Here is a 14,095-nt window from a genome sequence, read left to right as displayed (position 1 = left end):
GTGGCGCTGATCGTGCTGGCCGCCGACAAGGGCGCGCCGGGCGTCACCACCGCCGCGACGGCCCTGGCCGCCGTGTGGCCGCGGCCGGTGCTGCTCGCCGAGTGCGATCCCGCGGGAGGTGATCTGGCCTACCGGCTGCCGGCCGCCGACGGCGGCGTGCTCAACCCGGGAAAGGGGCTGCTCAGCCTGGGCGCCGTCGCCCGCAGGGGAATCGAACCCGCCCAGATCCACGAGCACACCCAGAAGATCGTCGGCGGGCTCGACGTGCTGGCCGGGCTCACGCACGGTGAGCAGGCGGCGGGCCTGACGTGGCTGTGGGGACCCCTGGGACGTTCGCTGGCGGGCATGCCCAACGCCGACGTCATCGCCGACTGCGGCCGCCTCGGAACTTATCCACAGGTCAACGACCTCATCCACGAGGCCGCGGTGACCGTCCTGCTGACCAGGCCCAGCCTCGACCACGTCGCGCACCTGCGCGAGCGCCTGTCCATCACCAAGGCCCACGGCGTCGTGGTGATCGCCAACCCGCGCCGCTACCGCGCCTCCATCGAGGAGGTACGCCGCGTCGTCGGCCCGAACGTCACGTTCGTCCACGGCCTGGCCGACGACCCCAAGGGCGCCGAACTGCTACGCGGCGAATGGGGCGGCCGCCTCGACCGATCTCTCCTGATCCGTACGGCACGCGACCTGGCGGGAAGGCTGGTGAACCACCAGTGATCGACCACTCCCTGGTCAAGCGCTTCCGCCAGGAAGTGGGCGACCGCCTGGCCCACCAGCGCCGCATCGACCAGGCCAACGGCCTGCCCGCGATGACCGGCGAGGACGAGCGCCAGTTCGCCAGGGCGCTCATCTCGCAGGTCCTGGAGGAGCACGCGCGCGGCGAGATCGGCATGGGCCGCACCCCGCCGACGATCGAGGAGGAGGAGGGGCTGGCCGCGGGCATCCACGCGGCGTTGTTCGGCGTCGGCCGCCTGCAGCCGCTCCTCGACGACACCGAGGTCGAGAACATCGACATCAACGGCCACGACAAGGTCTTCGTCTCCTACGCCGACGGCCGCGAGTCGCTGCACGAGCCGGTCGCCGACTCCGACGACGAACTCGTCGAGCTCATCCAGATCCTGGCCGCCTACTCGGGCCTGTCGAGCCGCCCGTTCGACACCGCCAACCCCCAGCTCGACCTGCGCCTGCCCGACGGTTCCCGGCTGAGCGCCGTCATGGACGTCACGGTACGGCCGGCCGTCTCGATCCGCCGCAGCCGCCTGGGCAAGGTGTTCCTGTCCGACCTGGTCGGCAACGGCACGCTGACCCCGGACATCGCCAGGTTCCTCCAGGCGGCGGTCGCCACGCGCCAGAACATCATGATCGCCGGATCCACCAACGCGGGAAAGACCACGCTCCTGCGTGCCCTGGCCAACGAGATCCCCTCCGGCGAGCGTCTCATCACCGTCGAACGCGCCCTGGAGCTGGGACTCGACCAGTTCCCCGAGCTCCATCCGAACGTGGTCGCCTTCGAGCAGCGCCTGCCCAACTCCGAGGGCCAGGGCGAGATCACCATGGCCGAGCTCGTCCGCAGAAGCCTGCGCATGAACCCCAGCCGCGTCATCGTCGGCGAGGTCCTCGGCGACGAGATCGTCACCATGCTCAACGCGATGACCCAGGGCAACGACGGCTCCCTGTCGACCATCCACGCCAACTCCAGCATGGAGGTCTTCAACCGCATCGCCACCTACGCCCTCCAGGCCAACGAGCGCCTGCCCATCGACGCCACGCACATGCTCATCGCCGGCGCCATCGACTTCGTCGTCTTCATCGAGAAGCACAACGACTACGACCAGGGCGGCAGCCTGCGCCGTTTCGTCTCCAGCGTGCGCGAGGTCAACGGCTGCGACGGCCGCGTGCTGTCGAGCGAGATCTTCGCGCCCGGTCCCGACGGCCACGCCGTACCCCATGCTCCCGTGCAGGCCGATCTGGGGAACTGGTGATGATCAACCTCGACCCCTTCACGATGCTCGCGGGCGCCGCCACCGGCGGCGGCCTGTTCCTGCTCTTTCTTTCCCTGTACGGCATGCGTCCCCACCCCGGCAGGCCCAAGCGCGAGGTCATCAGGATGCTGACCACCCGCACCGCCATCGCCGGCGTCAGCGCGGCGTTGATCATGGTGGTCACCGGCTGGCCGGTGGTCGCGGTGGGGGCGGTGCTGCTGGTGTTCGCGTGGCGCGGGCTGTCAGGGGGCGCCTCGGAGGAACGCGGGGCGATGCGCCGCCTCGAAGGACTGGCCGCCTGGACCGAGTCGCTGCGCGACACGATCGCCGGCGCCGCCGGGCTCGAACAGGCCATCCCGGCCTCGATCAGGGCCGCCGCGCCGATGCTCAGGCCGCACCTGCGCGCGCTGGTCGACCGGATGCACTCCCGGATGGCGCTGCCCGACGCGCTGCGGCTGTTCGCCGACGAGCTGGACGACCCCTCGGCCGACCTGGTGGTGGCGGCGCTGATACTCAACTCGCGGCTGCGCGGGCCGGGTCTGCGCGACGTGCTGGGGGCGCTGGCCGTCTCGGCGCGCGAGGAACTCGACATGCGCCGACGGGTCGAGGCCGAACGCCGCTCCACCCGGCGCAGCGTGCAGATCGTGGTGATCACCGCGCTGGTCTTCGCCGGGCTGCTGGTGGTGTTCAACCCCTCCTACGTCAGCGAGTACAGCTCGTGGCTGGGGCAGGCCGTGCTGCTCGTGGTGGCGGGGTTGTTCGGCGCCGGGTTCGCGTGGATGCGGCGCCTGGCGAGGTTCGACAAGCCGACGCGGCTGCTGGCCCCGCAGGTCGCCGCGGACGTACCCCAGGCGGTGAAGCATGGTTGAGGGTGTGCTGGCGGGCGGCGCGTTCGGGCTGGGAGCCTTCCTGCTGCTGCGGGCGCTGTTCCCGGCCAGGCCGGGGCTGGTGGCGCGGTTGCTGGCGCTGGACGCGGTCCGCGAGGACGCGGGCGCGCCCCGGCTGCAGCTCGTCCTTCCCGACGAGGAGGTCAGCGCGTTCCGCCGCGGGCTCGGCGTGCGCCTGGCTCGCCTCCTGCTGTCGCGGGGCTGGGAGGCGCGCTCGATCAGGGCGGACCTGGCGCTGGTCGGGCGCTCGTTCGAGGGGTTCCTGGCCACCAAGGTGCTGCTCGCGGCGGCCGGGCTGCTCGCCTTCCCCGTGCTGCTCGGCTGGCTGGTGCTCATGGAGTGGGGTACCTCGCCGGCGATGCCGTTCTGGGCGGCCGTCGTGGTGGCCGTGGTCTTCTTCTTCCTGCCCGACCTGCAGATACGGCGGGACGCGGCGGCCCGGCGGCGTGACTTCCGCCATGTCGTCGGCGCCTTCCTCGACCTCGTGTCGATGAACCTGGCCGGCGGACGGGGCGTACCCGAAGCGCTGGTCATGGCCGTGTCGGTCAGCGGCGAGCAGCCCAACTGGGCGATGTCCCGCATCCGCGACGCGCTGAGCGGCGCGCGGATCGTCGGCATCACCCCGTGGCAGGCGCTCGGCCAGCTCGGCGAGGAGATCAACGTCGACGAGCTGCGCGACCTGTCCGCCGCGCTGGGCCTGGTGGCCGACGACGGCGCGAAGGTGCGCGCCTCGCTCACCGCCCGCGCCGCCACCCTGCGCCGACGTGAGCTGGCCGAGATCGAGGGGCGGGCGGGCGAGCGCTCGCAGTCGATGCTCGTCGCCCAGCTGCTGCTCTGCGCGGGCTTTGTGATCTTTCTCAGTTTTCCCGCCGCTATGAAGATGTTGGGGTCGTGATGCTGAACCATCCTTGGGTCGTCTACCTGGTCGCCTACCTGGGAGTGCGTGTCCATCGCGCGCGCACCGCACCCTCGCGCGGCGCCTCGGCCGTCGAATGGGTGATCATTACCGCGATCATCGCGGGAGTCGCGCTGGGCCTGGCGACGTTGATCAAGACTCTGGTCGAGCAGAAGCAGAGCGAGATCCAGAACAGCTTCGGCAATGGTGGCGGCGGTGGCGGCAAGGAATGACCGCGGCGCCACGGTCGTGGAGCTGGCCTTCCTCATGCCGGTCATCCTGGCCGTCGCCCTGCTCATCGTGCAGGTCGCGCTCTGGTTCCACGGCAGGCAGGTGGCCGAGGCCGCGGCCAGGGAGGGCGCGCGGGTCGCCAGGTCGGCGCCCGTGAGCGGAGCCTGGGAGGAACCGGCCAAGGCCAAGGCCAAGGCCGTGGTCGGCGCGATCGGCCCGCGCCTGCTGACCGGCGCCGACGCCACCACCTCGACCAGGGAGCCCGACGAGCGCTGGGTGACCGTGACCGGCACCGCCGTCCAGGTGATTCCGCTGCTGCCCGAACTGGCGTTCACCGTCAGCGCGACCTCGGGCGGCCCGGTCGAGTGCTTCCGTCCCGACGACGGCGGGCTGGACTGCGATGAGAGGTGACCAGGGGTCGATGGCGGTCGAGACGGTCATGCTCGCGCCGGTGTTCCTGCTGTTCCTCATGTTCCTGGTCGGTGCCGGACGGCTGGTGGAGGCCCAAGGCGAGGTGAACGGCGCGGCCAGGGACTCCGCCCGCGCCGCGTCGGTGCAGCGGACCATGGACACGGCCGAGACCGCCGCGAAGTCGTCGGCCGGGCACGCGCTCAGGGGCAGGTGCCAGTCGCACGAGGTGTCGCTGTCCGGGTCGGAGTGGACCGAGGGCGGCCAGGTGCACGCCGAGGTCAGTTGCGAGCTGGACCTGGGCTTCCTCGGATTCGGCGCGACCAAGCGGCTCACCGGGACCTCGGTGGTGCCGCTGGAGCAGTTCAGGAGGGTCGAATGAGCGGCGGCGAGCGGGGCTCGATGTCGGTGTTCACCGTGCTCTTCTCGGTCGTGGTGTTCCTGCTGGCCGGGCTGCTCGTGGACGGCGGCGCCGCGATCAACGCCAAGCTGCGCGCCACCGACATCGCCGAGCAGGCGGCGCGCGCCGCCGCCGACCAGGTCGACGTCGAGCACCTGCGCGCCACCGGGCAGGCCAGGCTGCTGGGCGAGAGCGAGGTGTGCGGGCGGGCCGACGAGGTGGTCTCCGCGCACGACGCCGACGAGGTCGCGCGCGGCGACTGCGCGGTCTCCGGCGGCGCCGAGGTACGCGTCACCGTGACCGTCCGCTGGGACGCCTTCTTCCTCGGCGCGCTCGGCTTCACCGGATCGGAGATGGAGGGCGAGGCCACCGCGGCGCCGGACGCCAGATGATCCAGACCGAAACCGGCCACTCGCTGGCCTGGGCGGGCCGTTCATGACAACGCTGGAGCGAGAAGGGAGTGGCGATGCCGACGCGAGAGCCGGTGCGGCCCAGGCGGGCGCCCGTGCGCATCCCGACCAGGCGGACCGCGGGTGACGTGCTCGCCGGGCTCGGGGCGCTCGTGGTGCTGGTCGCGCTCGTGGGCGGCGTGCCGTACGCGCTGCTCGTGCTGGCGGGCCCGCCGATCACCGCGGAACTGCTCGACCTCGACCTGCTGACCAGCCGTGTCGGGCCGAGCACGATCGTCGCGCTGCTGGTCCTGCTGGTGTGGCTGGCCTGGTTCCAACTGCTGGTCTGCGTGGTGGTGGAGGTCTACGCGGGCGTACGACGGGTCGGGATGCCCGCCCGCGTACCCCTGTCCGGCGGCACTCAGGTGCTGGCCAACAAGCTGGTCTCGGCGGTGCTGCTCTTGTTCACCGCCTCCGCCGCCGTGGTGCCGATCGCCCGGCTGGGCGCACCGCCGCCGGCCTCGCACCCGATCGCGACGGTCGCGCTCGCGGCCCCGATCGTCGAGGCGGAGACGACGAAGAAGGCCAAGAAGGTGTACGTGGTGCAGCCGCCGCACGGCCGCCACCACGAGAGCCTGTGGGAGATCGCCGAGAAGTGCCTGGGCGACGGGCGGCGATATCCGGAGATCTACCGGCTCAACCAGCACAAGGAGCAGCCCGACGGCACCCGGCTGCGGATGGCCGACCTGATCCGGCCCGGCTGGGTGCTGGACATGCCGGACGACGCGCGCAACGTGCACGTCGTGCCCGCCGGGCAGGGCCGGGTGGAGACGCTGCGCGAGCATCCGGGACGCGCGGAGCCGGTCGGCAGGGTGTCCGGCAAGGCGGAGAAGTCGGCCACGCAGGAGCAGGCGCCGCTGGTCAAGAAGGAGACGACCAGCCAGCCCGAGATCACGAAAAAGCCGGAAATAGTAGGCGAAACGCCGCAACAGCCCATGCCCGAGGAGGAGATGAGCCAAGGGCTGGATCTGGTGGACTACCTGGCGGGGGCGTCGCTCGCGGCGGCGGGCCTGCTGGTGGTGCTGGGCAGGCGCAGGCGCGAACAACTGTGGCGGCGCGCGTTCGGCCATCGCGTGGTGCGACCGCGTGACGACGCCGCCAAGGCCGAGGTGGCGCTGAGGTTCGGCGCGGACGCGCCGGGCACCCGCATTCTCGACGTCGGCCTGCGCCTGCTCGGGGCGGAGTTGGCGGCCCAGGACCGCACGCCGCCCACCGTTTACGCCGCACATCTGTCCGCGCGCCACCTCGACCTGTGGATCCACCCGCCGGACAACGACCCGCCCGCGCCCTGGACGGTCCAGGACGGCGGCCAGGTGTGGCGGCTGTACGCGCACGAGGGCCGCCTGCTGACCGACCGGGGACCGGCCCAGCAGGGCGGCGCGCCGTACCCCGGGCTGGTCTCGCTCGGCACGGACGAGTCGGGACGGGTCCTGATCGACCTGGAGGCGGCGCAGGGCCTGATCAACATCCGCGGCGCGCAGACGACCGCGGCGCTCGGCGCGCTCGCCGTGGAGCTGGCCACCAACCGCTGGTCCGACCGGATGCGCGTCACGCTGATCGGGTTCGGCGAGGAGCTGACCGCGATCGCCCCCGACCGGATCAAGGCGGTCGGCAGCCTCGCCGAGGTGCTGCCCGAGCTGGAGGCCACGGCCGCGCCGCGCGAGCAGGTGCTCACCGGGCGCGTCAACGGCAGCCCGCGCGACGCCCACTTCCTGCTGTCGGCGGTCGCGCCCACCCAGGAGGAGGCGCGCCGCCTGGCGCTGCTGGCCCGCAAGGACACCGCCGGATACGTCGTGCCCGGCGAGTCGCCGCACGCCACCTGGACGCTGGAGATCACCGACGACGGCCGCGCCCGCATCGCCGAACTCGGCTTCGAGGTCGCCGCGCAGCTCCTGCCGCGGCGTCACTACAAGGCCCTGATCGATCTCTTCCGTACGGCGGAGCAGCTCGACGGCGAGGCCGTGCCCGACCCGGAGCCGCTGGACGAGATGCAGCCCCCCGCCGTCGAGATCAGGCTGCTCGGCCCGATCGAGGTCATCGGCCCGGAACCGCTGGAGGCCGGGCGGATGGCGATCGCCGTCGAGCTGCTGATCTACCTGGCCACCCATCCCGGCGGCGTGCACCCGGTGGTGCTCGGCGGCGTGCTCTGGCCGCGTGGCGTACAGGCCATGGTCAGGGACGCGACCATCGCCCGCGTGGCCGACTGGCTGGGCGAGGAACACCTGTTCACCGATGACGCCGGGAGATTGCGGCTCGGGCCGGGCGTGCGTACCGACTGGGTGCTCTTCCGCGAGCTGGTCAGGCGCTCGCACGGGGATGCCACGGCGCGGGCCGTCATACTCGACAAGGCCCTCGGGCTGGTCAGAGGCCCGTTGCTGAGCGGACGCCCGCCCGGCAGATACGCGTGGCTGGCCGCCGACGAGCTGGAGTACGACGTCGCGGCCGGGGTCGCCGACGCCGCCCACCGGCTGTGCGAGATCCGCCTGGCGCACGGCGAGCCCGACGCCGCCGTCGCGGCCGCGCGGGCCGGGCTGCTGCTGGCAGCCGACGACGAGGGCCTCTGGCGCGACCTGCTGCGCGCCACCCACGCCACCGGCGACCAGGTACGGCTGCGCGCCGTCGTCGACGGGCTGACCAGGAGGTCGTCCTCGCACCCGTACGGCGGCGGAATGGCGCCGGAGACCGAGGCGCTCATCGACGAACTGCTGCCGTCCTGGCGGATCCACATCGTGAGGGAGTCGTCGGCATGAGGCGCGTGCTGATCGTGTCGTGCCTGCTGGTCGCCGGGTGCGCGGCGCAGCCGGAGAAGGTCTACACGCCCAGGGTCGCTCCCGCTCCCGCCGGGTCGGCGGCTTCCGCCGTACCGTCGCCGACCACGGAGACGATCGAGGTCGGCGAGAAGCTCACGGTCCAGGTCGAGTGGCCCGCGGCCGCCGACCCTTTGCTGAAGACGTTCACCGACTACTACGTGGACTCGTGGCGGGCGGTGGTCAGCGGCGACGACACCTATCTGGAGCAGGTCGAGGGGCCGGCCGCGAAGGAGTCCTACGACTGGGTGAAGGGCTTCGGCAGGAGTTCGGTGACCGGCACCGCGAAGCTCTACGCGCTGGCCGTGAGCGCGCGGATGGGCGAGGGCGCGCAGATCAACGCGTGTGTCGACGAGACCGGCCTGCGGCTGATCTCCAAGAGCACCGGCCGGGCCTTCACGCGCCAGCCCTCGTGGACGCGCGAGACCTACCTGCAGGCCGCGATCACGCACCGCGGCGACGACGGCGTTTGGCGGGTCAAGGACTTCCGCCACAGCAGCGAAGGGTGTGACCGATGAACCGCCTGCTCTCGGTACTGGCCGCGGGAGTCCTGCTGCTCGACCCCGGCGGCACGCGTGGCGAAGGCTTCCAGGACGGCCGCACCGCCGGTGTCCGGCTGGAGAACTCCAAGATCGTGATCACCGGCAACGGGGTGAAGGGCGGCAAGAGCGACGGCTACCAGCTCAAACGCCCCTGCTGGTACGAGCCGGGACCCGGCGCCGACGAGATGCTGAAGACCCAGGAGGACGTGCGGGCGTACTGGTTCCGCATGAACCCGAACGGGACCGAGGAGCAGTTCGAGAAGTTCCTCAAGCAGTTCAAGGACAAGATCGGCCAGCCGGGCCGCTGGTGGACGCCCGCCTACAACGAGGCCGATTCGCGGGGCCGCGCGTGCTGGGGCGGCCTGGATGAGTTCGTCTGGGTTCCGCCGGGTACGACCCCGCCGTCGGGCATCACGCTGGCCGAGCTGGCCGAGATCGCCCGTGCCGCGCTGACCGTGCCGGAGCCGGACGTCAAGCTGAACCCCGACGCCAAGAGCTACGTCAACCTGCCCACCTGGGTGTGGCTGGACGGCGTGGGCGAGACGAGCCGGTCGGTGACGGCTTCGATCCCCGGCGTCATGTCGGCGACGGTGCGGGCGACGCTGGAGGACATCAAGATCGACCCCGGCACCGACAAGCGGCGGGCCGAGGTGCGCGAGCAGTGCGGGACGAGCGGCCGGCCGTACGTGAAGGGCGGGGAGTTCACCTGCGGCGTGCGTTACCTGCAGGCCTCCGTCGACCAGGCGCGCAAGGTGTACGTGCTCACGGTCACCACGGTGTGGCCGGTGGAGGTCGTGGACGACGTGGTGCCGTTCCAGTACGCGCCCGTCCAGGTCCAGGCGCGGCGCGACGTTCCCGTGGGGGAGGTCCAGAGCACGGTCCGGCCCTAGCGGTCGGCGATCACGCTGACGAGCGGGGCGAGCTCGGGTAGCCGCGCGGCCTCGTCGAGCACCTCCTTCAGCACGGCGTCGTGCGTGGGACTCGCCTCGGCGAGGAGCGCGCGGCCGGCGGGCGTCACCTCGGAGTAGATGCCGCGCCGGTCGTCCTCGCACAGGTACCTGCGCAGCAGGTCGCGGTTCTCCAGCCTGGTGACCAGCCGGGTGGTGGCGCTCTGGCTCAGGACGACCGCCCTGGCCAGTTGCTGCATGCGCATGTGCCAGCCGTCCTGCCGGTCGAGCACGTCCAGCACGGTGTACTCGCTCACGCTCAGCCCGTGCCCCTTCTGCAGCGACTTCTCCAGGCGCTCCTCGATGCGGGCGTGCAGCGCGGCGAGCGTGCGCCAGCCCTGGGCGCGAGCTTCCACGGCGTCGTCGGCGATGGCCATGGTTTGACCCCTCAGCTCGTTGTGTGCTCATATAGTCGGCGCGTGCAACTAATGCATACGCTCACTAACGTCGTCTAAGGGATATTCTATGCCTCTCGCCTTGTTCGCGCTCGCGATCAGCGCCTTCGGCATCGGAACCACCGAGTTCATCATCAACGGCCTGCTCCCCGAGATGGCCCACGACTTCGGGGTCACCATCCCCGCCGCCGGCCTGCTCGTCTCCGGATACGCCCTGGGCGTCGCCGTCGGAGGGCCGCCGCTGACCATGCTCGGCGGCCGGTGGTCACGCAAGACCATGCTGCTCGCGTTGATGCTGTTGTTCATCGCCGGCAACCTGCTGTCGGCCCTGGCGCCCGACTACGGCGTCCTGATGGCAGGCCGCCTCCTGGCCGCGTTCTCGCACGGCGCGTACTTCGGCGTCGGCTCCGTCGTCGCCGCCGACCTCGTCGCGCCGCAGAAGCGGGCCAGCGCGATCGCGCTGATGTTCACCGGCCTGACGCTCGCGAACGTGCTCGGGGTCCCGCTCGGCACCTGGATCGGGCAGGCGTACGGCTGGCGCTCCACGTTCTGGGTCGTCGTCGTGATCGGCGTCATCGGCCTGGCGGGAGTCCTGGCCCTGGTCCCGCGCCAGGACCGCCGGCCGGTGAGCCTGCGCGCGGAACTGGCCACGTTCAAGAAGGGCGGCGTATGGCTGGCCCTGGCCATGACGGTCTTCGGCTTCGCCCCGGTCTTCGCGGTGATCACCTTCATCGCCCCGATGATGACCGGCGTCGGCGGCTTCTCGCCCGGCGCCGTCCCCGTCGTCATGGCCCTGTTCGGCGTCGGACTGGTCGTGGGCAACATCATCGGCGGCAAACTGGCCGACCGGGCACTGATGCCCGCCATCTACGGCTCCGTGGCCGCGCTGACGCTGCTCGCCGTGGTGGTCGCCTGGCTGGCCGGCAACCAGATCGCCTTCGTGGCGGCCATCACGCTGTTCGGGGTGGCGGCCTTCGCCACCGTCCCGCCCCTCCAGACCAGAGTCCTGGACGCCGCCGCCGGCGCCCCGACCCTGGCCTCGGCAGCCAACATCGGCGCCTTCAACGTGGGCAACGCCATCGGCTCCTTCGCGGCCGGCCTCACCATCGACGCGGGCCTCGGCTACACCTCACCCGCCTGGACCGCCGCCCTCCTGGGTTTGGTGGGCCTGGGAGTGGCCGGTCTGGCAGGCGTCCAGGCCCGCCGCCACACCCTGGCCACCGCCTGAATACAGAGCAGGAGGGCCCAGAACCGGGACCCTCCTGCTCTGCTACGTGCTCAGTCGAAAAGCTCGTCCACGTGGCTGACGGTGATGGCACCGGTCAGCCAGGAGTCGAGCTGCTCAGTGTCATCGCAGCTCAGGATGCGGTGCTCGGCGTCTTCCGTGACCTCGACGCCACGGCCGCGCAGGAACTTGACGATGGACTCCGCCTCACCCTTGGCTATGCACTCGGCTTGGAACTTCTGCATGATCGGGCTCTTGAACTTCTGGGTCGCCACGGACATGAGTTCCCTCCAGAACGCGATGGCTACTTCATAGGTTAGTCCTCCGAGCACTGCGTCGCAGTAGACGGGCTGCTGCTCGACGGGCAGGAATGCGAGCATCTGCCGGAACGTGTCGAACGATACAGCGGCGTCTGCGGTCTTGCTGTGCATGATGGCCGACAGCGTCGCGAGCTCCGGCCGCTCGATCGCCTCCTTGACGTCGGACATCACGGGAACCGACCCTGGCCCGACCATGAGCGGGAGCAGGGTCATGCCCGGATGCCCCAGGGGGATGGGCGCGCTGTACCGCTTGGTGGCGTTGGGGCAGGGGCAGGCGACCAAGAGGACGACCGGGCATTTCAGCCGGGCGCGCAGGGTCGTCATGTAGACCGGCCATGACCACTCCTTGCGCGGGTCGTGCTTGAGCTGGACCTCGACGATAACGGCGAGTTGTGCCTCTTTCCTGCGCCGGAGCACCATGACGGCGTCGGCGCGATACTCGGTTGGCCTGATGTCGGGAAAGTCGCCCGACTCCAAGCTGACCTGATCGTGGGAGGGGATGTCCACGCCGTGTTCGCCCACCAATGTGGATGCGAGCAGGGGGTGGTTTCTGAACAGGTCCACGAGGGACTCGTGAGCCAATGACGGCATGGAGTAAAGATTACGGACTGTTGGTGTCAGATGACGGAGTGTTTCAGATCTTTGCCGACTCATGCGCCAGCAGCCACTCCTTCACCGCCGTGCCGTAGTAATACCCGCCATAGCCCCCGCTGCCGGGAAGGACCCGGTGGCACGGGACGAAGGGGGCGATCAGGTTCTGGGCGCAGGCGGTGCCGGCGGCTCGGGCCGCGGTGCGGGGGAGGCCGGCGCGTTCGGCGAGTTCGCCGTAGGTGACGGTGGTGCCGGGCTTCACCTCGCGCAGTGCCTTGTGCAGGGCCTGGCGCTTCGGGGTGCCGGGCTGGGCGACGGGCAGGGTGTCGATGGCCTCCAGATCGCCGTCGAGGTAGGCCAGGGTCAGGCGGGTGATGTCGCCCAGGTCGTCCACGACGTCCAGGCCTTCGGGCTGGAGGTCGGGCGACAGGCGGGTGAACATCTCCATCGGGTCGGCGGTGAAGCCCGCCGCCACCAGGACGCCCTCGCGGGCGAGGAGCGCGAGCGGGCCGGCGGGAGTCGGCAGGATTTGGGCTTCGATCATTTGGAGCTCCACAGGTGTAGGGCGGCGTAGGCGCGCCACGGGCGCCAGCGCTCGATGTGGTCGGCGGGGATGCCCAGGGCGGCCATGCGCTTGTTCAGTACGAGGTCGCCCGTGGGCCAGGCATCGGGGTCGCGCAGCGCCCGCAGCCCGATGTACGCGGCGGTCCACGGGCCGATTCCGGGAACCTTCAGCAGCTCGGCCACCGCGTGCCCGGGTTCCTGGCCGCCGTCGAGGTCGATGCGGCCGTCGGCGACCCGTTCCGCCAGGTCTTTCATGGTCGCGATGCGACGGGTGGTGAAGCCCAGGCCATCCAGGTCGGCCTCGGCCAGGACGGCGGCGCTCGGGAACAGCGGGCCGTGCCGCGTGACGATCCGGCCCAGGAGCGTGCGGGCTCCGGCCACCGAGATCTGCTGGCCGACGATCGCGCGTACCGCCAGCTCGAAGCCGTCGAACGTGCCCGGGACCCGCAGTCCTGGACGGGCCGTGACCAGGGGCTCCAGGGAGGTGGCGCCCAAGGCCGAGGCGATCGCGTCCGGGTCGGCGTCGAGGTCGAGCAGCCGGCGGCAGCGGGCCACGACGCGGGCCAGTTGGCGGGTGTCGTCCAGCTTGACGTCCAGTTGGAACACGCCCGGCCCCGGTGTCAGCGTGAGCGTCCCGCCCGCCACCAGCCGGGTGTAGGAGAGCCCGTCCACGCTTTCCAGACCGGGAATCGCCCGGCTGGCCAGAAACGCGAAGATCCCCTCCACGTCGTACGGCTCCCGCCGGTGCAACCGCAGCCGCAACCCCGCGGCGGACGACTCGGACAAAGGTCCCGCGGTGGCCCGGAGTTCGCTGGGCGTGAAGCCGTAGGTCTCCCGCATGGTCGCGTTGAACTGCCGCACGCTGCCGAACCCCGCGGCGAACGCCACCTCCGTCACCGGCAGCCCCGTCTCGGTCAGCAACTGCTTGGCCAGCAGCAGCCGCCGGGTCCTGGCCACGGCCAGCGGCCCGACGCCCAGCTCGGTCACGAACAGCCGGTGCAGGTGGCGCTCGGTGATGTGCAGCCGCTTGGCCAGCCCGGCCACCCCGGTGTCGTCGGCCGCGCCGTCGTCGATGAGGCGCAGCGCACGGCCGATGAGGTCGCCGCGCAGGTCCCAGCCGGGGTCGCCGGGGGAGAGTTCGGGCCGGCAGCGCTTGCAGGGGCGGAATCCGGCCGCCTCGGCGGAGGCGGCGTGCCGGTAGAAGCGCACGTTGCGCGAGGCGGGGGTGCGCGCCGGGCAGATCGGTCGGCAGTAGATGCGCGTCGTCTTCACCGCGGTGTAGAAGCGCCCGTCGAACCGGGCGTCCCGTGCGGAGACCGCCCGGTAGCAGGAGTCGAAGTCGAGCTCTACAGGTGCCATGTCATCGACAGTATGTGCCGGACAGGATTGGCGACTGGCGGAAATCAGACGTATGCATTGACAGAAAGAAGACAACTTCCGCTAGCCTTCTCA

At 71.1% G+C, this 14,095-nt stretch carries 16 protein-coding genes; 12 read left to right on the top strand and 4 right to left on the bottom strand.

What is annotated here, in order from left to right; all coding sequences use genetic code 11:
• The 11 genes from ACIBI5_RS30680 (at position 1) to ACIBI5_RS30630 (ending at position 9,491) form a co-directional block, all read left to right on the top strand.
• The gene (locus ACIBI5_RS30680) at positions 1–717 is read left to right on the top strand and encodes a hypothetical protein (protein WP_397252201.1); all 717 of its coding nucleotides are present in this window, start codon (positions 1–3) and stop codon (positions 715–717) included.
• A complete protein-coding gene (locus ACIBI5_RS30675; protein ID WP_397252200.1) occupies positions 714–1,982 on the top strand; it encodes a CpaF family protein in 1,269 nt (422 codons plus the stop codon). The genes ACIBI5_RS30680 and ACIBI5_RS30675 overlap by 4 nt, the downstream gene beginning before the upstream one ends.
• Entirely contained in the window at positions 1,982–2,851 is an 870-nt protein-coding gene (locus tag ACIBI5_RS30670; protein WP_397252198.1) for a type II secretion system F family protein, read from the top strand. Before ACIBI5_RS30675 ends, ACIBI5_RS30670 begins: the two co-directional genes overlap by 1 nt.
• Positions 2,844–3,764, top strand: coding sequence for a type II secretion system protein (locus tag ACIBI5_RS30665; RefSeq protein ID WP_397252197.1), 921 nt, complete (start codon positions 2,844–2,846; stop codon positions 3,762–3,764). The genes ACIBI5_RS30670 and ACIBI5_RS30665 overlap by 8 nt, the downstream gene beginning before the upstream one ends.
• Entirely contained in the window at positions 3,764–3,997 is a 234-nt protein-coding gene (locus tag ACIBI5_RS30660) for a hypothetical protein (RefSeq protein ID WP_379609969.1), read from the top strand. The genes ACIBI5_RS30665 and ACIBI5_RS30660 overlap by 1 nt, the downstream gene beginning before the upstream one ends.
• A complete protein-coding gene (locus ACIBI5_RS30655; protein WP_397252196.1) occupies positions 3,981–4,406 on the top strand; it encodes a TadE/TadG family type IV pilus assembly protein in 426 nt (141 codons plus the stop codon). Before ACIBI5_RS30660 ends, ACIBI5_RS30655 begins: the two co-directional genes overlap by 17 nt.
• 10 nt (positions 4,407–4,416) lie before the next feature.
• Positions 4,417–4,785, top strand: a complete 369-nt coding sequence (locus ACIBI5_RS30650) for a TadE family protein (protein WP_397252195.1) — start codon at positions 4,417–4,419, stop codon at positions 4,783–4,785.
• The gene (locus ACIBI5_RS30645; protein ID WP_397252194.1) at positions 4,782–5,195 is read left to right on the top strand and encodes a pilus assembly protein TadG-related protein; all 414 of its coding nucleotides are present in this window, start codon (positions 4,782–4,784) and stop codon (positions 5,193–5,195) included. The genes ACIBI5_RS30650 and ACIBI5_RS30645 overlap by 4 nt, the downstream gene beginning before the upstream one ends.
• 74 nt (positions 5,196–5,269) lie before the next feature.
• Complete coding sequence (locus tag ACIBI5_RS30640; RefSeq protein ID WP_397252193.1) at positions 5,270–8,002, top strand: BTAD domain-containing putative transcriptional regulator; 2,733 nt, start codon at positions 5,270–5,272, stop codon at positions 8,000–8,002.
• Positions 7,999–8,577 carry a hypothetical protein gene (locus tag ACIBI5_RS30635; RefSeq protein ID WP_397252192.1) on the top strand — a complete coding sequence of 193 codons (579 nt, stop codon included), beginning with the start codon at positions 7,999–8,001 and terminating at the stop codon, positions 8,575–8,577. The genes ACIBI5_RS30640 and ACIBI5_RS30635 overlap by 4 nt, the downstream gene beginning before the upstream one ends.
• Complete coding sequence (locus ACIBI5_RS30630; protein ID WP_397252191.1) at positions 8,574–9,491, top strand: hypothetical protein; 918 nt, start codon at positions 8,574–8,576, stop codon at positions 9,489–9,491. Before ACIBI5_RS30635 ends, ACIBI5_RS30630 begins: the two co-directional genes overlap by 4 nt.
• On the opposite strand, the gene ACIBI5_RS30625 is transcribed toward ACIBI5_RS30630, so the two are convergent.
• A complete protein-coding gene (locus tag ACIBI5_RS30625) occupies positions 9,488–9,925 on the bottom strand; it encodes a MarR family winged helix-turn-helix transcriptional regulator (protein WP_397252190.1) in 438 nt (145 codons plus the stop codon). The genes ACIBI5_RS30630 and ACIBI5_RS30625 overlap by 4 nt on opposite strands.
• 88 nt (positions 9,926–10,013) lie before the next feature.
• On the opposite strand from ACIBI5_RS30625, the gene ACIBI5_RS30620 reads away from it, so the two are divergent.
• Complete coding sequence (locus tag ACIBI5_RS30620) at positions 10,014–11,171, top strand: MFS transporter (RefSeq protein ID WP_397252189.1); 1,158 nt, start codon at positions 10,014–10,016, stop codon at positions 11,169–11,171.
• Between the two features lie 50 nt (positions 11,172–11,221).
• On the opposite strand, the gene ACIBI5_RS30615 is transcribed toward ACIBI5_RS30620, so the two are convergent.
• The 3 genes from ACIBI5_RS30615 to ACIBI5_RS30605 all read right to left on the bottom strand — a co-directional run bounded on the left by ACIBI5_RS30615 (position 11,222) and on the right by ACIBI5_RS30605 (position 14,002).
• Positions 11,222–12,052 carry a hypothetical protein gene (locus tag ACIBI5_RS30615; protein WP_397252188.1) on the bottom strand — a complete coding sequence of 277 codons (831 nt, stop codon included), beginning with the start codon at positions 12,050–12,052 and terminating at the stop codon, positions 11,222–11,224.
• Between the two features lie 70 nt (positions 12,053–12,122).
• Positions 12,123–12,623, bottom strand: a complete 501-nt coding sequence (locus ACIBI5_RS30610; protein ID WP_397252187.1) for a methylated-DNA--[protein]-cysteine S-methyltransferase — start codon at positions 12,621–12,623, stop codon at positions 12,123–12,125.
• Positions 12,620–14,002 carry a DNA-3-methyladenine glycosylase 2 family protein gene (locus ACIBI5_RS30605; RefSeq protein WP_397252186.1) on the bottom strand — a complete coding sequence of 461 codons (1,383 nt, stop codon included), beginning with the start codon at positions 14,000–14,002 and terminating at the stop codon, positions 12,620–12,622. Before ACIBI5_RS30605 ends, ACIBI5_RS30610 begins: the two co-directional genes overlap by 4 nt.
• Positions 14,003–14,095 lie beyond the last annotated feature (93 nt).

Source organism: Nonomuraea sp. NPDC050540, from assembly GCF_044457485.1.
Taxonomy (GTDB): Bacteria; Actinomycetota; Actinomycetes; order Streptosporangiales; family Streptosporangiaceae; genus Nonomuraea.
Note: the sequence above shows the minus strand (reverse complement) of the source record. Positions and strands in the feature narration are given on the sequence as shown.